Genomic DNA, 20,469 nt, shown 5'->3' with positions numbered 1-20,469 from the left:
CCCCGGCCCAGCGGGACTCCGGAGCGGTGGCGGGGACTCAGGAATGACATCAGCGGCTCTCCTGAGGAGGGGGGTGGGCACTGCGGGCACGGCGACCGCAGGGGTTCCTGCGGGCACTTCGGGTGGCGCGGGAAGTAGCGGTGAGTGGCGTGGTGCCGTCCGGCCGGTCCCAGGGGAGGGGCGCGTGGACGGGAATCGAGCCCTCGCCTCCTGACAGGTGAGAGCCGGGCGCTTGTGCGTGGGGGGCGGAACGGGGTGCGGCGGGGCAGGGCGGACCGCGCCCCCGGCCGGTCGGCGGACCGGGGGCGGTGGGCATCGGGAGTCAGTCCTTGACGGCGCCCGCGGTGACGCCTGCGGCCACATAGCGCTGGGCGAGGACGAGCAGCACGGCCGCGGGGAGGGAGGCGACGACGGCGGTGGCCATGATCGCGTTCCATTCCTGGTTGTTGTTGCCGATGTAGTGGTAGATGCCGAGCGTGATGGGGCGCCAGTCGCCGCCGCTGTCCAGGGTGTTGGCGAAGACGAAGTCGGACCAGGCCCACAGGAAGCTGAAGAGGGAGACGGTGACGAGTGCGTTGCGGCTGACGGGCAGGACGATCGACCAGAAGGTGCGGAAGGTGCCGGCGCCGTCGATGCGGGAGGCGGCGATCAGTTCGCCGGGGATGCCCGACATGAACGCGGTGAAGATCATGACGCCGAACGGCACGGCGATGGTGGAGTCGGCGATGATCAGTCCCCACCAGGAGTTGAGCAGGCCGAGGTCGAGGTAGATGCCGTAGAAGCCCATGGCCATGACGATGCCGGGGATCATCTGGGCGATCAGCAGGAACAGGCCGAGGGCGCCGCCGCCGAGCGGGCGGAGCTTGGCCAGCGCGTAGCCGGCCGGGGCGGCGAGCACAAGGGTGAGGGCGACCGTGCCGAGGCCGATGAGCAGGCTGGTGCCGAGGTAGGGCAGCTGGTCGTCGAGGACGGCCCGGTAGCCCTCGAAGGTGGGGTGCAGGGGCAGCAGGTCGGGCGGGCTCTTGCGCATGTCCTGCTGCGGGGTGAGGGACACGTTGAGCATCCAGTACACCGGGAACAGCATGACGGCGGTGAGCAGGACGCCGATGACGGTGTGCAGACGCGAGCGCCGGGCGGGGCGGTGGGCGGCGGTCATGCGTGCTGCCTCCTTTGGACGCGGATGTACAGCAGCCCGAAGGCGAGGGCGATGAGGATGAGGATGTTGCCGACGGCGGCCCCGGGGCCGAACTTGGGCAGCAGGGTGCCGAATCCGAGCTGGTAGGACCAGGTGGCCAGGGTGGACGAGGCGTCGCCGGGGCCGCCCTTGGTCATGATCCAGATGAGGTCGAACACCTTGAGGGTGTAGACGAGCCCGAGGAGCAGGGTGATCGCCGAGACCGGGCGCAGCAGCGGGAAGGTGATGCGCCAAAACTGCTGCCAGGCGTTCGCCCCGTCCAGCGCCGCGGCCTCGTACAGCTCGCCGGGGATGTTCTGCAGTCCGCTGTAGAGGATGACGAGGTTGAACGGAACGCCGATCCAGATGTTGGCGACGATGACCGAGGTCAGCGCCCAGTCGGGCGAGGTCAGCCAGTCCACCGGCCCGACGCCCACCAGCTGGAGGGCGTAGTTGAGTACTCCGGACTCGCTGTTGAACATCCACGACCAGGTGGATGCCGACACGATCAGCGGCAGCAGCCACGGGATCAGGAACAGCGCTCTGAGGGTGCCCGCGAGGCGGAAGCGGCGGTTGAAGAAGACGGCGAGGGCGAGACCGGCCGCGTACTGGAAGGCGATCGACACGAACGTGAAAACCATGGTGTGGCGCAGCGCCGGGCCGAACGTGGGATCGTCCAGGACGGTCCGGAAGTTGTCCAGTCCGGAGAACGGCGCGTCGCCCGCGACGAACGACCGGACGGTGTAGTCGCGCAGACTCAGGTCGAGGTTGCGGTAGAGGGGATAGAGGTAGAACGCGGCGAGGTAGACGGCCAGCGGCACGAGGAACGCCAGGGCGGTCAACCGGCTCCTGCGGCGCTGCCGGCGCCGCAGTGCCGGGGCGTCCGTCCGTTGTCCGGCGCCGGTCGCCCCAGACCTGACCGGGGACCGCTGCGGTCGGCGGTCGACGCGGGCGGTGGTCATGCGAACTCCTGGATGCGGGTGGCAGGAATGCGGTGGACTGCCCGGGCCGGTGACGGTGTCCGGGCGGTTGAGGGCTGTCGTGCGGTCTCCGGGGCGTGCGTGGGCGAGGCGGACGTCAGCTGCCCGTCTTGCCGGCGGCCTTCTGGGCGGCGTCGAGGGCCGCCTGCGGGCTCCGGCCGCCGGACAGGGCGGCCTGCACGGCGGTCCACATGGGCTGGGAGATGGTCGGGTACTTGGTGCCCAGACCGCCGCTGGTGCGACCGCGTGCCGCTGCCACGGCGTCGACCCACGGCTTGAGCGCGGGGTTCGCCTTGACCTGTTCGGCCTGCACCGCCGCGGTGGGCGCCACGTACGCCAGGGTGGTGTCCGTGGACAGCAGGTTGGCGCCGCTGGTCAGACAGGCGACGATCTTCTTGCTGACGTCGTAGCGGGCGGTGTCCTTCTGCACGGGCACGGTGACGAACTCGCCGCCGGTCGGCACCGGCGCCGAACCCCCGTTCTGCGCGGGAACGTTGATGACGCCGTACTCGAAGCCGGCCTTCGCCGCGTTGCCGAGCTGCCAGGTGCCGTTCTCGCCGAACGCGTAGTCGCCGGTGGCGAACTCCTGCCAGCTGGTGGTCTGGGTGTTCTGCAGGACGTCCTTGGGGGCGAGTCCGTCGTCGACCCAGCCCTTCCACAGCGACAGCGCGGCGACGCCCTTCGCCGAGTCGAGCTTGGTGAGGTCGGCGCCGGCGCCCCAGAACCACGGCAGGAACTGGAAGCTGCCCTCCTCCGTGCCGATCGCGGAGAACGTGATGCCCTTCTTCCCGGCCGCCTTGACCTTCTTCAGGGCCGCTGTGAGCGAGTTCCAGTCCTTGATGGCGGCCGGGTCGACGCCGGCGGCCGAGAGGACCTTCTTGTTGTAGTAGAGGGCGAGCGTGTTCGCGCCGATCGGGACGCCGTAGGAGGCGCCGTCGATGGTGCCCGCGCCGAGGATGTTCTGCTGGATCGACTTCGTGTCCAGGCCGAGGTCGCTCGTCTTGTTGACGATGCCCGCCTCCACCAGTGTGGAGACGACCGGGTTGTCCACCAGCATCACGTCGGGCGCGTTGCCCTGCTGGGCGGCGAGCAGCGCCTTGTTGCCCAGGTCCGTGGTGTCCATGGCGGTGCGCTTGATCTTGACCCCGGCGTCCGTGCCGCACTTGCTGACCAGCTTGCCCCAGTCCGAGGAGGCGTCGAACTGCGGGTAGGGGTCCCAGAAGGCGTACGTTCCGCCGGCGCCGCCGGACCCGGAGGCGGAGGAGTCGGAGTCGCCGCCCCCGCAGGCGGCGACGGAGGTGAGCGTGCCTATGGCGGCGATCGCGGCGACAAGGGTGCGGCGGGCGTTTCTCACGGTGACCTCGTTGTCTGGGTGCGGCTCGTGGCGAGCGAGGGGAGGAGCAGAGGGGGCGGGAAGAGGGGGAAGGCGGGAAAACGGGAAAACGAGACGGCAGGTAAGGAGGAGAGGCGGGAAGGTTGAGAGGAGCGACGGGTGGGGCGGGGTCAGGAGGTGGGCAGCCAGACGCGCATGCTGCCGTCCTGGCGGTTGGCCCACGCGTAGTAGGGGATCGCGGTGAGCTCGAGGGGCTCGTCGGCGGGCTGTCCGTCGTCGCCGGCGGCGGCGTCCGCGGTCCGGTACGGCCACCAGCCGGCGTCGGCGATGTTCCGGCGGCGCCCGGCGGCGAGGACGGTGACGACGCCGCCGAGCAGGTCGGGACGGTGCTTCACGGCGAGCGGCCGGGTGGTGTCGAGCACCATGTCGTCCAGACCGCCTCCGGGGTGGTCGACCCCTTCCAGGCAGTAGACGAGCGGCCCGCGCTCGATGGCGACACAGCCGCGTACGGCGTCCACCCGCGGGTCCGCGGCGGTGAGGCGCGGCTCGATGCCGAGGTCGAGGACGATCCGGTCGCCGGGCGCCCAGGTGCGCTCCAGGCGCAGCCAGCCGTCGGTGACGGGCGCGTCCGTCTCGTCGTACACGCTGTCGCCGACGCGGACCCGGTAGTCGCCGCACCACTGCGGAATGCGCAGCGAGAGGGTCCAGGGCCGGTCCGCGGGACTCTCCTCGACGGTCAGGCCGATCGTGCCCTGCCATGGGTAGTCGGTCTCGGCGCTCACGACGATCCCGGTCCCGTCGAGAAGGCCGGTGTAGCGCCCGGTGACGTACTGGTGGATCTGCAGTCCGCCGTCGTCGCCGGAGGCGAGGTAGTGCTCCAGTCCGGCCAGCAGCCGCATCACGTTGGGCGGGCAGCAGGCGCACCGGAACCAGCGGGTGCGGCGGGCCGACTGGTCGCCGCCGGCGTCTGTGTGGCCGTCCCGGACCTGGAGCGGGTTGACGTACAGCCAGCGCTCGCCGTCGAGGGAGACACCGGCCAGGAAGCCGTTGTAGAGCGTGCGCTCGACGAGGTCGGAGTAGCGGGCCTCACCGGTGAGCAGGGCCATGCGCCAGCTCCACTGGACGGAGGCGATGGCGGCGCAGGTCTCGCAGTAGGCGCGCTCGTTGGGCAGTTCGTACGGGTCGCCGAAGTCCTCCTCGTCGTGGTGGGCGCCGAGTCCGCCGGTGATGTGGGTCTTGGTGGTGGTCATCGCCTCCCACAGCCGCTCGGCGGCGGTGCGCAGTCCGCCGTCCCCGGTCTCGACGGCCAGGTCGGTCGCGGCGGCCAGCAGGTACAACTGCCGTACGGCGTGCCCCTCGACGTTCGTCGCCTCGCGCAGCGGGACGCGGTCCTGGCAGTAGACCTCGCCGCCCAGCAGGCCGTGGCCGAAGCGGTCGACGAAGTAGCCGGCGAGGTCCAGGTAGCGGTGCTCGCCGGTCTCCCGGTAGAGCTCGACGAGGGCCGTCTCGACCTCGGGGTGCCCGTCGACGCCGTCGAGGGGCTTGCCGCTGCCGGGGAGGCCGAAGACCGAGTCGATGTGGTCGGCGAACTTCACGGCCACGTCAAGGAGTTCACTGCTTCCGGTGGCCCGGTGATGGGCCACCGCGGCTTGGATGAGATGGCCCGCGCAGTACAGCTCGTGACCCCACCGCAGGTCCAGGTAGCGCTCGCCGCCCTTGAGCAACTGGAACCAGGTGTTGAGGTAACCGTCGTCCTGCTGCGCGCCGGCGACGAGGGAGACGATACGGGCGACGTCGTCGGCGAGGTCGCCGTCCGGGGTCCGGGCGAGCTGCCAGGCAGCAGCCTCCAGCCACTTGTAGACGTCCGAGTCGACGAACGGGTACGCGCCCTGGAACTCCCCCTTGTCCGTGCCGGCCGCGAGCCGCAGGTTGCGCAGGTTTCCCGCCGACTCCAGCAGACCGGGGCCCTGGGGGATGGAGACGCGTCCGTTCACCTCGCGGCGGGCGTCCCAGAAACCGCCGTCCACCGCGACGGCGGCCGGAGCGAACGCGGCCTCGGCGTCCGGGCTGTGACGGACCGGGCCCAGGCGAGTGTCTCCCCGTTCGGACGCGGCCGACGGCGAGGAGGAGGGCGTGGCGGAAGGCGCTGCGGAACGTGGGCGGGGCATGGCTCTCCGGAGCGTTGGAGGGGAACCGGGCTCGAGGTCCGACGCGTGCGGGGTGTCGCGGCGCTTCAGGCTGCGGACAGGCGGTGCCCGTCTCTCGTACCCGTTTGAGAAAACGTTTTTCTGTCCGGAAAGGTAGAAAGGTGAGGAGCGTGAGTCAAGAGGTACGCGCAAGTATCTTCGGTGCTGGGAACAGGGCTGTTCAGCAGCTGTGAACAGTGTCAGGATGGACGTCGTCGAGGTCGTCCAGGAAAAGGGTTGCGCGTGACCGCCGTTCCAGGTTCTCCGCCGAGCGGGCGGGCCAAGCTGGCCGATGTCGCCAAGCTGGCCGGCGTCAGTGTCGGGACAGCCTCGAAAGCACTGAACGGCGGCGGCAGGATGCGGCCCGAGACCCGGGAGCGGGTCCTCGCGGCCGTCGAGACGCTCGACTTCCGCCCCAACCAGCATGCGCAGAGCCTGCACACCGGCCGCAGCTGGACCGTCGGGCTGATGACCACCGACGGCATCGGCCGTTTCAGCACCCCCGTGCTGCTGGGCGCCGAGGACGCGCTCGGCGCCGGCAAGATCTCCGTCCTGTTGTGCGACACCCGTGGGGACGCCATCCGCGAACAGCACCATCTGAGCAACCTCGTGGACCGGCGGGTGGACGGCATCATCGTGACCGGCCGGCGCACCGATCCCCGGCCGCCCCTGAAGGGCATCGACCCGATCCCGACGGTCTACGCGCTCTCTCCGTCCACCGACCCGGACGACATCTCCGTGGTCTCCGACGACCGGAGCGGGGCACGGCTGGCCGTCGAGCATCTGCTGGCGACCGGCCGCACCCGGATCGCACACGTCACCGGCCCGGCCCACCACGCCGCCGCCCGCGACCGCGCCCACCACACCGTCGACCTGCTCGAGCGCTCCTCCCTGGAGCTCTCCACCGGCCGGGTGCACTTCGGCGAGTGGAGCGAGGCGTGGGGACGCCGCGCCGCCGAAGCGGTCCTGCGGACGGCGCCCGACACGGACGGCTTCTTCTGCGGCAACGACCAGATCGCCAGGGGAGTCGCCGACGCGCTGCGCGAGAACGGGCTGGACGTTCCCGGCAGGGTCGCGATCGTGGGCTACGACAACTGGGACGTCATGGCCCTGGCCTGCCGCCCGCCGCTCACCACCATCGACACGGACCTCGCCGAGATCGGCCGCCAGGCAGCCCTGCGGCTGCTGGATGCCATCGGCTCCGAACCGGCACCCGGCCTGCACACCGTGCCCTGTCGGCTCGTCGTCCGCGAATCGACCTGAGCCGCCGGTTCCCGCTGCCCCCCGCCGTCCCCGCCGCCCCTGTGATCCGGCAGGCCGCGGGGGACGACGGTCGACACGGAGTGACACGGACCGGCGATGACCGCCGATTCGCGCACGGCCGCACAGGGGGCGAGCCTTCCTCGGTCCGTTCGAAACAGGGCGAGACCAGCGGGTTCTTCCTTCACGCGGCACGCGCCTTGCATGTGGTTGATCTGTGGAAATAGCCTCTGCTCAAGCCGGTGGGGGTTGCCGGCCCGGGATGTGGTCCACAACATCGTGGTCGGAGGCGCGAGCCGGCTGTCGTCCGTGGCCTGCTCGGGCAGGAGGCCCGAGTCCGGGTCCTCCACCGATTCCGGAGCAGTTCAGTGCATGAAGTCGGCCTCCTGGTGCTGGCGCCGTCAGCGAGTTGCGCACTCCGCGCAGCGTGGTCCCACGCTGCCGCAGTGGACGGGAGACTCACCGACGGGGGCCTGCTGCGCGACCACCGCGGGCTGAGGAACCGGCCGCCGGGCGAGGTCGGGGTGGTGCCGCTCCCGGTGCCGACGTCGTGCGCGTCAGGCGCGTGGGCGCGACGGACGGGAGATGCCCGGCCGTGACGCCCGCGCAGGTCCGCGAGTTCCAGGAGCCCTCGGGGCCACGAACTCCCCGGCGGACCTGTGCCGCGTCCGTACCGCCTCGGGAAAGCCACCATGCCTCCACGGACCTCCACCCTGTCGGCCCCCGCCTCACTGCGACCACTGCTGCCGGTACTGCGCCGGGAACGCCGGTGGCCCAAAGCGGCGAAGTACCGCGTCCCGCTCCTCGCCATCGTCGCCTTCCTTCCCCTGTACTGGGGGTGGGACGCCGTTCTCGCGACGGACGGCGGTGACCTCGCCGCGCAGTACGCGTGGGCGGGGTTCGTGGGCAGGCATCCGGCCACGCCGTACGGACTCTTCTGGTTCGGCGGCGTCCACACCGTCAACTACAGCGTCATATCACCGCACTTGATGGCCCTGTGCGGTGTCCGCGCCGTCTCCGTGCTGTCCGGGATCAGCGCCACCTGGGTGCTGGCCACCCTGCTGGAGCGCACCCTTCCGCGCGTGTCGATGTGGCCCGCGCTGGTCGGTGCGCTGGGCCTCTGGTACAACGTCGTGCTCGGCCGCACCACGTTCGCCCTCGGCCTGGCCTTCGCTCTCGCGGGCCTGCTCGCCGTCGCCGACCGCGCGCCCCGGCCCGCCCGGCTTGCCGCCGCCGCCCTCGGGGCGCTGTTCGCGACCATGGGCAGCCCGGTGGCCGGGCTCTTCCTGCTGGTGGCGGGCGCCGGATATCTGGCCGACCGGCAGTACGCCAAGTGTCTTGCCCTGACGCTCCCGCCCGTCGCCGTCGTCGGCGTGACGACCTTGCTGTTCCCCTTCCAGGGCGAACAGCCCATGGCCGCCGGCCGCATGATCCTGCCCGTGCTGCTGTCCGCCGCCGTGGTGTGGGCGTCGCCGCGGGAGTGGCGGGTGGTGCGGGCAGGCAGCGCCGTGTACGCCGTCGGGGTCGTCCTGACCTGGATGGTCCCCTCACCGGTCGGCAACAACGTGGAGCGGCTCGCCCTGCTCTTCGCACCCGCGGTGTTGCTCGCGGCCGCGCTGCAGCGCCGCGCCGGGGCCGTCCGTCACGACGGGCGGCGAACCCGTATGCGGGCGATGGCCCTGGTGACCGCGCTGTCCGTCTCCTACCTCTGCGTGACGTCGCTGACGCACCTGCGGCGACCGGACCCCGTTCCGGGCTGGGTCACGCACACCGACGGCGTGATCGCCGCGCTCGACCGGCTGGGCGCGGACCGCGGCCGGGTGGAGCTGCCGACGGACGACGACCATCGCGGGGCCACCCTCCTCGGCCCCCACTTCGAGCTGATGCGGGGCTGGAACCAGCAGTTGGACGTCGAACGCGGACGACTCTTCTACGAGGGCGACCTCGACGGGCCGCGGTACTACGCCTGGCTGCGTCACTGGGCGGTCGGTTTCGTCGTCCTCCACGACGGTAAGCCCGATCGGTCAGCGGAGCGCGAGACGGCTCTCATCCAGGAGGGGCAACGCTGGCTGGAGCCCGTCTGGCAGGACCAGTACTGGAAGATCTACCGGGTCCGCGACACGCTGCCGCTGGTCTCCGCCCCGGCCGAGCTGCTGCGCGCGGGAGAGGCGGATCTGACGCTGAGCATGCCCGGCGCCGGGACGAGCACCATCCGGATCGCGTACTCGCCGTGGTTGCGGGCCGAGGGCGCGTGCGTCAGCGCGGACGGCCCGTGGACCCGGCTGACCGTGCCCCGGGCGGGCGTGTACCGGCTGACGTCGGAGTACGCCGGAGAGTCCACCGACGAACGCGGCTGCCCGCAGGCCGGGTGAGGGATGCCTCCGTGTTCGCCGGGTGGGGATCCGGCGCACACGGACCGGCCGAGGCCGCCCGCGTCCACCGGCGGATCTCCGCGGCGGAGGTCCGGTCACCGCGCGCCGAGAGCCTTGCCGCGCTGCTCGACACCCTGCGCGGAACCGGTGACCGCCGCCGGGTCCCGCCCGCCGGCCCGGCCGAGGCGGGTTGCCGTCCGGGCGTGGCGCGCCGCCGTCCGGCGTGGAAGGCCCGGCGCGTGCCGCCCGGGTCAGCCGTCGGCGGGCTCGTAGTCGAACCAGTCGAAGTGGACGGCGCCCGTCGCGGCGTACATGCCGATGACCCGGCCGGTGAAGCCGCCGGCGACCTCGGTCGACAGATAGCGGCCGTCGAGTGTCGCGAGCTCGGTGACCGTGCCGTCCCGACGAGGGCCTTTCGGAAATCGTCTGGGAGGACGAGAGTGGGCGGATCGCCAGTACGGTGGTGGACGAGACCGGGTACGAGGCAGTGACCAACCGGCTCGCCGGCGCGTCTTCCGCCGCCGTCGTATCCCTGTACGCCGATGAGCGTCAGCCTCTGCTCACCGCTGTACTTCCCGACGGCGACGGTGTTCTCCGCGCACGATGGCAGACCGAACCGGCCCCGAGCGACCGGGCCTGGGCCTTCCTGAAGACGCTGCGGCGCGGCCAGATCGTCACCGGCACGGTGACGCTCATCGCCGACTTCGGCGTCACCTTCGTGGACATCGGCGGCTTCACGGCGATGATCAACACTCCGGAGCTGTCCTGGCGTCCGCTCGACCACCCGTCCGACGTAGTCGGTGTCGGTCAGGAGACGCCGCGGCCACGAGGTGACACGTGGCAGGTCACGGAGTCGTCCCGACGACTCTGCGTCGGCTTGTGGTTAAGGGCTTAATCACCCAGCGTACCCAGCGTCGGCGGCCTTGACGGTCACGGGACGAGGAGTGATCGGACGCCCGGCGTCGCTGATCGCGCCCCGCGCCCGTGAGGACCCGCGTCCTCGCCCGGTACGGCCAGGGCCTCGGTGGGAACGCCGGAACCCGGCCTGTAGAGCATCGACCGTGGTGGTGCCGCGATCGGCACCGGTACGTCACATGAACAAGAGGGGAAGCGGTGGAGGCGACGATTTCACGGGTGCGGCAAGGCACCATACCTCCGGTCGTTGCGGCGCGATGGGCGCTGTGGACGTTTGTCGTCATCAACTCGGTGATCGTCGAGGCCTTGTTCCTCACCTCCGGGACCGGCAAGAACGGCGTGCTCACCGTCGCCAAGTTCTTCGGGCTGCACGCCGCCGTGCTGATGCTCCTCCAGCTGCTGCTGGTCGCACGGCTGCCATGGCTCGACCGCCGTGTCGGCATGGACCGGCTGACGGTGTGGCACCGGTGGGTCGGCTTCACCCTGCTGTGGACCGTCCTCACCCACGCCGTGCTGGTGGTACTGGGCTATGCGAAACTCAGCGACACGTCGATGACGAAGACGTTCTTCTCGCTGGCCGGGGTGCCGGCCTCCCTGCTCGGGATGTGCGCCGCTGCGATCCTCGTCGTGGTCGCCGCCGTGTCCGCCCGGTACGTGAGGCGGCGGCTGCGGTACGAGACCTGGCACGGCCTGCACCTGCTGCTGTACCTGGCGCTGGGGCTCGCGTTCGTCCACCAGTTGCAGGAGACCACGACGTTCAGCTCGTCCCTGCTCGCGAAGATGTACTGGTGGGCCCTGTGGTTGTTCGCGTTCGGCGCCCTGGTCGCGGGCCGGATCGTCATGCCCCTGTGGCGCAACTCGTACCACCGGTTCCGGGTCGCGGAGGTGGTGGTGGAGTCGGACGACGTGGTGTCCGTGCATGTCACCGGCCGGCACCTCGACAAGCTGCCGGCCCGGGCCGGGCAGTTCTGCGTCTGGCGGTTCCCCGACCACCACCACTGGTGGCTGGCGAACCCGTTCTCGCTGTCGGCGGCGCCCGACGGCCGCACGTTGCGCCTGACGGCCAAGGCGGCCGGAACGGCCAGCGCCGGACTGCGGCATCTCCCGGTCGGCACCCGCGCGTTCGTCGAGGGCCCCTACGGGGCGTTCACGTCGTTGCACCGCGGACGCCCCGGCGCACTGCTGATCGCCGGAGGAGTGGGGATCACGCCGGTTCGAGCCCTGCTCGAGGAGGAGCCGCCGGGCGACGTCGTCGTGCTCTACCGGGTACGCAGCGAGGTCGACGCCGTACTCGTCGACGAGGTGCGGGCTCTTGTCGCGGACCGCGGTGGGCAGTTGCACCTGCTCACCGGCCGCACGGGGGAGGGCAGCACGCCGTTCGAGCCGCAGAGTCTGCGGGCCATGGTTCCCGACATCGGCGAACGCGACGTGTACGTCTGCGGCCCGCCCGCGATGACCGCGGCCGTGCTCAGTGCCCTGCGCAACCTGGGGGTTCCCCGGCGGCAGGTGCACGCCGAGCGGTTCGGCCTGGCCTGAGTCCTGCCCGAGGCGGTGCCCGGCCGCCGGTTCACGGCGTGCCGTAGGAGCACCGCCGTCTGACGATCACCGAGCTGCATGCGGAGCGCCGAGCGCCCGCGTGCAGCTCCGGTCGTCCCCTCGGCCGCCGCAACCGTGGCCGGGGAGGACCACACCGACGCCGTCCCTCACGTCCTCCCACAGCCGCAGTGCGGCGAGGCGGTTCTCGATCGGGCCGGCGGTGTCGATCAGGTCGCGCGTCGAGATCGGCGCATCGCAGAGCCGTCCCCCGGGGGGCCTCGAGCCGTGCCGCGGGGGATTCGAGCCGTGCGTCGCGGGCCTCGGCGGCCGCCGCGGTGACTTCACGTCCCGCGGCGGGGCCTCGAGTCCTCGGTCAGACCGAGTCGACGTCGGTGGTGGCGAGCCCGGCGTAGACGTCGGGCCGGTTGCGGCGGATCCGCAGGGCGAGGACCACCCCGGTCGCGAAGACGAGCGGGGTGAGCGCGACCAGCGTCCAGTTCACGACCGGTGCGGCGCCGGTGAAGAGACTGAGGCGCGTGCAGACCAGTGCGGTGATCACGGCGAGGAGGACCGCGGCGGCCACCGGTGCGGCGACCGTGCGCAGGCGTCCCGCCGTGTGGGCGCCGGTGTTGCGGCGGAAGAACGCGGCCACGGCGCAGGCCGCGAGCGTCTGCAGCGCGAGGATGCCGACCACGCCGGGGGTGTTCACCCACAGCAGGAACTCGTTGTACGGGTGCACGCCGATCGCGGCGAACACGGCCGTGACGACGACCGCCAGCACGGTCTGTGCGATGCCGGCGACCCAGGGGGAGCCGTGCCGGGGGTGGACGCGGCCCAGGGCTGCGGGGGCGACGCCCTCGGCGGACAGCGCGTAGCCGTACCGGGTGATGGCGTTGTGGAAGGCGAGGAGGGAGGCCAGCAGGCTGCTGACGATCAGCACACGCTGCAGGTCCGTGGCCCAGCCGCCCACATAGCGGGTCATGGCGGTGAAGAACATTTCGGCGGGGTTCTGTGCCGCGGCCCCGACGGCTCGGTCGTCGCCGAAGGCCTGGACGACGACCCAGACGACGAAGGTGTAGAACAGGCCGAGGAACCCGACGGCCAGGTAGGTGGCGCGGGGCACGGTGCGGTCGGGGTCACGGGCCTCCTCGCGGTAGAGGGCGGTGGCCTCGAACCCGATGAAGGCGGCCACGGCGAGGCCCAGCGGCGCGCTCATCTGCGAGGTGAAGACGTGGGAGGGGGCGAACGAGGCCAGGCTCAGCCCGTTCGCGCCGCCCTTGACGAGGATCGCGCCGGCGAGCAGTGCCAGGACGGCGGTCTCCGCGATCAGCAGGGCGGCGAGCACCTTGGCGCCGACGTGGATCGACCGGAAGCCGAGGAACCACACCGCGGCGATCCCGGCGAAGGCGTAGACCGGCCAGGGCAGGTCGACGCCCAGGAGATCGTCGGCGGTGGCGGCCGCGAAGAAGCCGAACGCCCCGTAGGTGCCGATCTGCAGGGCGTTGTAGGAGAACACGGCGAGCAGGGCGGCGCCGAGCCCGGCCGGGCGCCCCAGTCCCCGGGCGACGTACGAGTAGAAGGCGCCGGCGTTGCGGATGTAGGGCGTCATGGCGGTGAACCCGACCGCGAACAGGCACAGCACGACGCCGACCGTCAGATAGGCGACGGGGGCGCCGATGCCGCCGAAGAGGATCGCGAGCGGGGCGATGCCGGCCATGACGGTGAGGGGCGCGGCGGCTGCCACGACGAAGAAGACGATGTCGCTGACGCCCAGGGCGGCGCGCGGCAGACGGCCGGTCGGATCCGTCCCGGCGGCCACCGGGGGCTGCTGGGGAGTGAGGGAGGTGCGGGGCTCGGTCATGAAGGTCTCCGCGTGATGCGTGATGCGTGAGGTCGACGGGGGAGGTGACTGTCCCTGGCACGCGGACCCGGCCGTGACGACGCCGAGAGGCTATCGCCCCACGGCGGGCACGGGGTCGGTGGTGCCGGAGTCGTACGTGCGCCGGCCGGCGAGCCAGGTCCCGAGGACGGGCAGGCGTGCGAGGTCGCGGGGAGCGGTCTCGACCGGGTCGGCGGCGAGATGCACCAGATCGGCGCGCATTCCGGGGCGCAGAACGCCCCATTTCTCCTCCTCGAACGCCTGGTAGGCGCATCCGGCGGAGTAGGCGGCCAGGGCGGTCGCGGTGTCGATCCGCTCCTGGGGAAGCCAGCCGCCCTCGGGGTGTCCCTCGGGTGTCTGGCGGGTCACTGCGGTGGCGATGCCCCGCAGGGGTTCGTGATCGGTGACCGGCCAGTCGCTGCCGAACGCGATGTGCGCGCCGGCGGCGAGCAGGGCGGCGATCTGGTACTGGCGTGCGCCGCGCTTCGGGCCGATCTTCGGCAGGATGAGGTCGGTCATCAGCCGGTCGGGCTGTGCCCACAGCGGCTGCAGATTGGTGATCACCCCGAGTTCCGCGAAGCGTGGCAGGTCGGCAGGGTGGATCAGCTGCGCGTGGGCGATGACCGGACGTCGGTCGCGGGGTCCGTTGGTGCGGGCCGCGGCCTCGATCGCGTCCAGGGCGACCCGGACACCGCCGTCGCCGAGCGCGTGGATGTGCGGCTCGAAACCGAGGGCGTCGATCGCGGTGACGGCGTTCGCCAGTTCCGCCGGGGTCCAGTTGGCGATGCCGTGGGAGTGCGGGCAGTCGGTGTACGGCTCCAGCAGAGCGGCCGTGCCGGACTCGATCACGCCGTCGGCGAAGAACTTCACGGTGTGCGCGGTGAGCAGTCCGGGGGCCGCGCCCTCCACACGCCTGCGCTCGGCGGCGAGCCGGCCGACCCGCTCGCGCCAGTGTTCCGGGCCCAGGAAGAAACCGAGGTCGGCACGGATCGGCAGCCCCGGACCGCTGGTCGCCGCGGTGATCCAGACGTCGGCGTGGTGCGGTTCCACCCAGGCGTCCTGCACCCAGGTCACCCCGGCGGCGGCGAACCGGGCGGCGGTCGTGCGCAGCGCGTCCACCTGCGTGTCGTGGGACGGCTGCGGGACGAGGCCGAGCACGGGAAGCACGGCGGCGAACTCGCGCAGGGTGCCCAGGGGTTCGGCCGAGCCCGTGCGGCGCACGATCTCCCCGCCGTCCGGGTCGGGTGTGTCGGCGCGGAACCCGGCCCGGCGCAGTGCCTCGCTGTTCACCCAGGCGGTGTGGTGGTCCATCGTGCGCAGCACCACGGGCCGGTCGGGGACGGCCTTGTCCAGCCAGTGGGCGTCGAACCGGCCGTCGGGGGCCAGCCAGGCGTCGAAACCGTCACCGGTGATCCACTCGGCCTCGGGGTGCTCGTCCGCCCAGTGCCGTACGGCCTCGACGATCTCCTCCACGGAGGCGCACTCGCGGACGGGTGCTCCGAGCAGTCCCAAGCCGCCCATCACGGGGTGCGCGTGCCCGTCGCCGAACGCGGGCAGCAGGGCGCCTCCCCGCAGATCGACCACGGCGGTGCCGCTGCCGCGGGCGTCGAGCGCCCGCGCCCCGAGCGCGCTGATCCTGCCGTCCGTGACGGCGAGCGCGTCGAGCACCGGGCCGTCGGCGCCCCCGGTCCTGACGGTGCCGCGGATGAACACGATGTCGGCCTGCATGGCGGTGATGCCCTTCCCGTCGCCCACAACCGAAATGAAACCGATTCGGTTTCGGTAATGTAGGCGGCATCAGGACGGCCCGGAAGGGTTTTACTGAAAGTCATTCGGTAAAGTTCGGATGACGACACGCGGGCGGCGACGCCGCCGCCCGCCCGGGAGACCGAGGAAGAGGAGCCCACGTGGCGAGGCCGCGCACCCCTCTGCTGGACCGCCGGCGCATCGGCGCGGGAGCACTGAGAATCGCCGACGAGCAGGGGGCCCTCAGCATTCCCGCCCTGGCCCGCGAGCTCGGAGTCGCTCCCTCCGCGCTCTACCACCATGTATCCGGTCGCGAAGAGATCATCTCGCTCATGAGGGAAGAGCTGGCCCTGGAGACCGGGCCTGACGACTGGGACCCGTCACGGCCCTGGGAACAGGCTCTGGAGGCCTGGGCCCGCTCCTATCGCGGGGCCTTCGCGACCCACCCCGGGGCGGTGCCCCTGCTCGCGACGGCCCCGCTGGCCGAGCCCTTCATGCACGCGATGTACGAGCGGGTCGCCGAACTGCTGCTGACCGCGGGCTTCGGCGCCGGCCAGGTCATGCCCCTGATCAACGCGCTGGAGAACTTCGTCCTCGGCTCGGCCCTCGACCTCGTCGCGCCGCCGGTGATGGTCTCCGACGTGACCCGTGAGGCGGCCCCCCACCTCAGCGCCGCCCTCGACGACACCCCCACCGACAACCGCCGGGCCGAGCTCGCCTTCGACACCGGGCTGCGTGCCCTGCTCACCGGCTTCCGGGCGCTGCTTCCCCGGTGACCCGACCGTCCGCCGCCCGCCGTCCGCCGCCGCACCCGTCACCCGAGGAGCCCTCGATGACCGCCGCCTTCCACGTCCTGACCACCGGCTACGCCGACGAGCGGGTGGCCGGCACCGTCACCCTGCTCGTCGACGGCGAGACCGTCGTGATCGTCGATCCCGGTATGGTCGCCGACCGTCGGCTCATCCTGGACCCGCTCGCGCCCCACGGCCTGAGCCCCCAGGACGTCACCGACGTGATCTTCAGCCATCACCACCCGGACCACACGCTGAACGCGGCCCTCTTCCCCGAGGCCCGCTTCCACGACCACATGGCGATCTACCGGGACGACGTCTGGGAGGACCGTGACGCCGACGGATACCGGCTGTCGCCCTCGATCACCCTCATGACGACCCCCGGCCACACCGCCGAGGACGTCAGCACCCTGGTCACGACCGCCGAGGGCCTGGTGGTCCTGACCCATCTGTGGTGGACCGCCGAGGGACCCGCCGACGACCCCTTCGCGCCCGACCGTGACCAGCTGCGGGTGGCAAGGGAGAAGGTTCTGGCCCTCGGTCCGGCGCTGATCGTGCCGGGACACGGGGCACCCTTCACGCCGTCGGCGTCCACGCCCGTCTGACCCGACCCGCCGCCTCCCCGCCTCGCCCGGCCGGCGGCCCGGCCGGGCGGGACGCTGCGGGCATCGGCGACGGCCCGGGCAAACGCCCGCACCGATGGGCCCCGCCGGGCAGCGACCCGGACGGGGCAAGTGATCTGCGGCCGCGCTCCTGCGGGAGCATCCCCGCGGGCGCGGGCACGGGCCCTGTCAGGAGCGGGTCCGCGCGATCCGCCTCGTGAATCGGTCCGTCCGTCGATCCTCCCCCGATCCGCCCCTCGACGGTGAGGCCGCCGCGCCGCGTGAGCGGCTCCGCGGGGCGGACGTCGCGGGGCGGAGGGGACTCTCGAAACACGCCCTCTAGGATGCCGTCGAAGACATCCGGCATCCGAACACCCATCGGGCCCGGCGACCGTCCGACCGTCGTCGCCCGGCGGGTCGAGTGACCAGTTCTTCACCACGAGCGGTCACACGGCGGTTGGGGTGCCCATGGAGAGCTCACGTGCCTGGCGGCGTCCGACACTCGACGCCGTGGCCGCACGGGCCGGCGTGTCCACCGCCACGGTGTCGAACGCCCTCAACGGCACCGGACGGCTCTCCGAGGCGACCAGGCAGCGCGTGCTCGCCACCGCGCGCGAACTCGGTTACGCCCCGGCGAGCACGGCCCGTGCCCTGGCTCGCGGCAGCACCGGCGTGCTCGGCCTGACCATGACCACGTACGGCGACCTCCCGGTCTCGTACACCGAGATCCCGTACTACGCCGCCCTGACGCTGAGCGCCATGGCGGCCGCGCACGAGCGCGGCTATCTGCTCCTGACGATGCCCAGCACGATGTCACCGTGGATGTGGCTCAACACGCCGATGGACGGCGTCATCCACGTCGAGCCGCGCGCTGACGACCCGGTGGCCGCCCTCCTGCGGGAGCGCGGCATCCCCATGGTCAGCGAGGGCCGGCCGCCGCGGCCGCATCCGTGCGACGCGTGGGTGGACTCCGACCACGAGTCGGGCCTGCGCCTCCTGCTCGACCACCTGGCGGAGTCCGGGGCCCGGCGGATCGGGCTTTCCCTGCCCGTTCACGACGACGCGTACCCGCAGCTGGTCGCGCACGCCTACCGGTGCTGGTGCGAGGAACACCGCAGGCCCGCCCTGGTCGAGGAGTACCACCTGCTGCCCGACTACTTCACGGCCGAACAGGAGGCGGTCGGCCGGCTTCTCGACCGCGATCCGCGACCGGACGCCGTCATCGGCGTGTACTCCGACTCCGGTCACAACATTCTCGCCGTCGCCCGCCGCCACGGTCTGCGGGTGCCGCGGGACCTGCTGGTGGCGTGCGTCAGCGAGGATCCGGAGTACGCGAGCACGGCACCGCCCGTCACCACCCTCGGTCTCCGACCGGATCTCGTGGGCACCGAAGCGGTCGACCTCCTGATCTCCGTCATCAACTCCCGCAGCGTTGTGAACCGGCGTCGGCTCGTGCCACCGGTGCTGCTGCCTCGCCGGTCCACACGGCGCGAGGCGAGCCGGGCGAGCGCCGCTCCGTGACCGCGGTGAGGCCGGAAAAGCCGTCGTCCTCCGGCCGCATCAGTAGCTGTAGATCATCTTGAGGTGCCGATGACGCCGCTCCAGGAGCCGAACCAGTGGGCCGGGGGCGCCCCCGACGGGGGCGCCCCCCTCGATCCGGTCGGTCAGCAGCTCGCGTTGGTCTGGGTCAGGAGGCCGAGCCGCCACGGCAGGCTGTTGTAGTCGCCGCTCGCGTTGGGATTGAGGCCCTGGTACAGGTATTGCAGACGGCAGTTGGGGATCGTCAGCGTCTGGTCGTACCCGGCGCGGATCATCTCACCGTGACTGATGTCCCGGGTCCACGCGCCGGAGGGGAAGGACACCTTGTTGGCCCGTGCGAACGGGTTGTTCTCGGACGCGGCGAGCGGCGTCCACGAGCCGGCGAGGCTGCCCGACGTCCACGAGCGGAAGTACCGCCTGCCGTCCGATCCGATCGCCTCGACGATCAGGAGGTACTGGTTGGTGCCCTGCACCTTGTAGACGTTGCTCGCCTCGAACAGGTTGTTCCTGCTGTCCTGCGCGGCGATGACCGTGTTGGTGAACCCGTTGGGGAACTGGCCGACGGTCGTCTGCGAGCGGTACAGGTGCCCGTTGTCGTCGGAGGAGAACAGGTAGCAGTTGGCGCTGTCGCAGATCACCCACATGTCGACCCAGTAGCCGTTGCCGATGTTGCGCCGGATGATGTCCGGCATCGACGCGTAGAAGTTGCGGGGCGCGCTCCACCCGTTGGGGTTGTTGATGTCGGGGTTGGTGGAGTAGGACGCGTTGCCGGTCTGGTAGACGAGGTACCACAGGCGCTGCTGCGTGTTGTAGAAGACCTGCGGCGCGGCCCGGTACCCGGAGCCGACGGCCGTGCGGTCCAGGTAGTGGTGGGTGGCCGAACCGGCCTGCGACCAGTCGGAGAAGCTCAGGTACACGAGGTTGTACCCGGCGGCCCTCGCGGTGCTCGCGAACACGTGGTACTTGCCGTTGTAGTAGACGACCGTCGGGTCCTTGATGCCCGCGATGTTGTGGGTCGAGTCCGGCTTCGGCGCGATCAGGGGGCCGCTGGAGCTCCACGAGAAGCTGGAGGGCAGGGCGGCCGCGGACCGGGGCGCGACCGCGGCGCGGGCGGCGGGCGTGCCGCCCATCGCGGTCAGCGCCGACCGGTAGGCGGCCTTCTTGTTGCCGTTGCGGTCGAACAGCAGCGGGTTCTCACCCGAGCGCCAAGAGTCGCTGTCGCGGATGCCCCAGACGGTGATGCCCTTGCAGCGCGAGACGTTCAGACAGGCGCGCACCGTGTTGGCGTACGCGCCTGCCGGCGCCTGCGCGATGTCCAGTTCGGTGATCTGCACGTCCACGCCGAGCGCGGCGAAGTTCGACAGCGTCGTCTGGAAGGTGCCGGGCGGTCCGCCGGCGCCGAAGTGGGACTGGAACCCGACGCAGTCGATGGGCACGCCGCGCGCCTTGAAGTCGCGGACCATGCGGTAGACGCCCTGGGTCTTCGCGGAGTTCCAGTCTTCGATGCTGTAGTCGTTGTAGCAGAGCTTCGCCGCCGGGTCCGCCGACCGGGCGGTGCGGAAGGCCTGTTCGATGAAGCCGTCGCCCAGGAGGTTCTGGAACACCGACGGGCGGTGCTGACCGCTGCCGCCGTCGGCGAAGGCCTCGTTCACCACGTCCCAGGCGTAGACGCGGCCCTTGTAGTGGTTGGCCACGGTGGTGATGTGGTTGTTCATCACGCTGCGCAGCGTGTTGGCGTCCCTGATGGAGCCGACCCAGCCGGGCAGTTGGCTGTGCCACACCAGCGTGTGGCCGCGCAGGCGCTGGCCCTTCGAGGCCGCGCGGTTGGCGATCTGGTCGCCGGGGCCGAAGTTGAACGAACCGCGGGACCGCTCGACGGTCTCCCACTTCATCTCGTTCTCGGCGGTGACCTGGTTGAACTCGCGGTCCAGGATCGAGGTGTACGCGCCGTCGCCGAGCCGTCCGGCGGCCACCGCGGTCCCGAAGTACCGTCCCGACTCGGCGGCTTGGGCGCCGAGCGTGGAGGCCCGGACGGCGTCGGGTGGTGCGGCGGTCGCGGCCACTGGCGTGACCAGGGCGGTCACGGCCAGCAGGGACAACACCGTGGCTCGGCGGCGGCCGAGCCGTTTGAGCGGGTTCATGTGTCTCCTCGTACG

At 71.5% G+C, this 20,469-nt stretch carries 14 protein-coding genes and 1 pseudogene; 7 read left to right on the top strand and 8 right to left on the bottom strand.

Annotation, left to right across the window (positions count from 1 at the left end; genetic code table 11):
- Positions 1 to 322: 322 nt before the first annotated feature.
- From QF032_RS06135 to QF032_RS06120, 4 genes are all read right to left on the bottom strand, one after another.
- Positions 323 to 1,156: a carbohydrate ABC transporter permease gene (locus QF032_RS06135; RefSeq protein ID WP_306954514.1), complete on the bottom strand. Its 834-nt coding sequence runs from the start codon at positions 1,154 to 1,156 to the stop codon at positions 323 to 325.
- Positions 1,153 to 2,136, bottom strand: a complete 984-nt coding sequence (locus QF032_RS06130) for a carbohydrate ABC transporter permease (protein WP_307055264.1) — start codon at positions 2,134 to 2,136, stop codon at positions 1,153 to 1,155. The genes QF032_RS06135 and QF032_RS06130 overlap by 4 nt, the downstream gene beginning before the upstream one ends.
- A gap of 115 nt (positions 2,137 to 2,251) precedes the next feature.
- On the bottom strand, positions 2,252 to 3,508 hold the full coding sequence (locus QF032_RS06125) for a sugar ABC transporter substrate-binding protein (protein WP_307040738.1): 1,257 nt from the start codon (positions 3,506 to 3,508) through the stop codon (positions 2,252 to 2,254).
- 149 nt (positions 3,509 to 3,657) lie between these two features.
- Positions 3,658 to 5,655 (bottom strand): glycoside hydrolase family 127 protein, encoded by a 1,998-nt coding sequence (locus QF032_RS06120; RefSeq protein ID WP_307055261.1) that lies wholly within the window; start codon positions 5,653 to 5,655, stop codon positions 3,658 to 3,660.
- Between the two features lie 261 nt (positions 5,656 to 5,916).
- Here QF032_RS06120 and QF032_RS06115 point away from each other — a divergent pair, with 261 nt between their 5' ends.
- On the top strand, positions 5,917 to 6,936 hold the full coding sequence (locus QF032_RS06115) for a LacI family DNA-binding transcriptional regulator (RefSeq protein ID WP_307055258.1): 1,020 nt from the start codon (positions 5,917 to 5,919) through the stop codon (positions 6,934 to 6,936).
- A 689-nt stretch (positions 6,937 to 7,625) separates the two neighbouring features.
- The gene (locus QF032_RS06110) at positions 7,626 to 9,305 is read left to right on the top strand and encodes a hypothetical protein (RefSeq protein ID WP_307055256.1); all 1,680 of its coding nucleotides are present in this window, start codon (positions 7,626 to 7,628) and stop codon (positions 9,303 to 9,305) included.
- Positions 9,306 to 9,556: 251 nt separating this feature from the next.
- Here QF032_RS06110 and QF032_RS06105 read toward each other — a convergent pair.
- Positions 9,557 to 9,706, bottom strand: a pseudogene (locus tag QF032_RS06105) (hypothetical protein); the annotation flags it as partial.
- A gap of 62 nt (positions 9,707 to 9,768) precedes the next feature.
- Between QF032_RS06105 and QF032_RS06100 the strand changes: the two are divergent.
- Entirely contained in the window at positions 9,769 to 10,200 is a 432-nt protein-coding gene (locus tag QF032_RS06100; RefSeq protein ID WP_307055254.1) for a S1 RNA-binding domain-containing protein, read from the top strand.
- 239 nt (positions 10,201 to 10,439) lie between these two features.
- Positions 10,440 to 11,756 (top strand): ferredoxin reductase family protein, encoded by a 1,317-nt coding sequence (locus QF032_RS06095; RefSeq protein WP_307055252.1) that lies wholly within the window; start codon positions 10,440 to 10,442, stop codon positions 11,754 to 11,756.
- A 373-nt stretch (positions 11,757 to 12,129) separates the two neighbouring features.
- Here the strand turns inward: QF032_RS06095 and QF032_RS06090 are convergent, their stop codons facing one another.
- The gene (locus tag QF032_RS06090; protein WP_307040724.1) at positions 12,130 to 13,617 is read right to left on the bottom strand and encodes an APC family permease; all 1,488 of its coding nucleotides are present in this window, start codon (positions 13,615 to 13,617) and stop codon (positions 12,130 to 12,132) included.
- Between the two features lie 90 nt (positions 13,618 to 13,707).
- Entirely contained in the window at positions 13,708 to 15,390 is a 1,683-nt protein-coding gene (locus QF032_RS06085; RefSeq protein ID WP_307055250.1) for an amidohydrolase, read from the bottom strand.
- Between the two features lie 152 nt (positions 15,391 to 15,542).
- On the opposite strand from QF032_RS06085, the gene QF032_RS06080 reads away from it, so the two are divergent.
- From QF032_RS06080 to QF032_RS06070, 3 genes are all read left to right on the top strand, one after another.
- A complete protein-coding gene (locus QF032_RS06080; protein ID WP_307040720.1) occupies positions 15,543 to 16,157 on the top strand; it encodes a TetR/AcrR family transcriptional regulator in 615 nt (204 codons plus the stop codon).
- 56 nt (positions 16,158 to 16,213) lie between these two features.
- Positions 16,214 to 16,777: an MBL fold metallo-hydrolase gene (locus tag QF032_RS06075; RefSeq protein WP_307040717.1), complete on the top strand. Its 564-nt coding sequence runs from the start codon at positions 16,214 to 16,216 to the stop codon at positions 16,775 to 16,777.
- Positions 16,778 to 17,242: 465 nt separating this feature from the next.
- Positions 17,243 to 18,295, top strand: a complete 1,053-nt coding sequence (locus tag QF032_RS06070; RefSeq protein WP_307040716.1) for a LacI family DNA-binding transcriptional regulator — start codon at positions 17,243 to 17,245, stop codon at positions 18,293 to 18,295.
- Between the two features lie 143 nt (positions 18,296 to 18,438).
- Here QF032_RS06070 and QF032_RS06065 read toward each other — a convergent pair whose 3' ends face one another.
- A complete protein-coding gene (locus QF032_RS06065) occupies positions 18,439 to 20,454 on the bottom strand; it encodes a non-reducing end alpha-L-arabinofuranosidase family hydrolase (protein WP_307055247.1) in 2,016 nt (671 codons plus the stop codon).
- Positions 20,455 to 20,469 lie beyond the last annotated feature (15 nt).

The sequence above is a fragment of the Streptomyces achromogenes genome (genome assembly GCF_030816715.1).
Classification (GTDB): Bacteria; Actinomycetota; Actinomycetes; order Streptomycetales; family Streptomycetaceae; genus Streptomyces; species Streptomyces achromogenes_A.
Note: the sequence above shows the minus strand (reverse complement) of the source record. Positions and strands in the feature narration are given on the sequence as shown.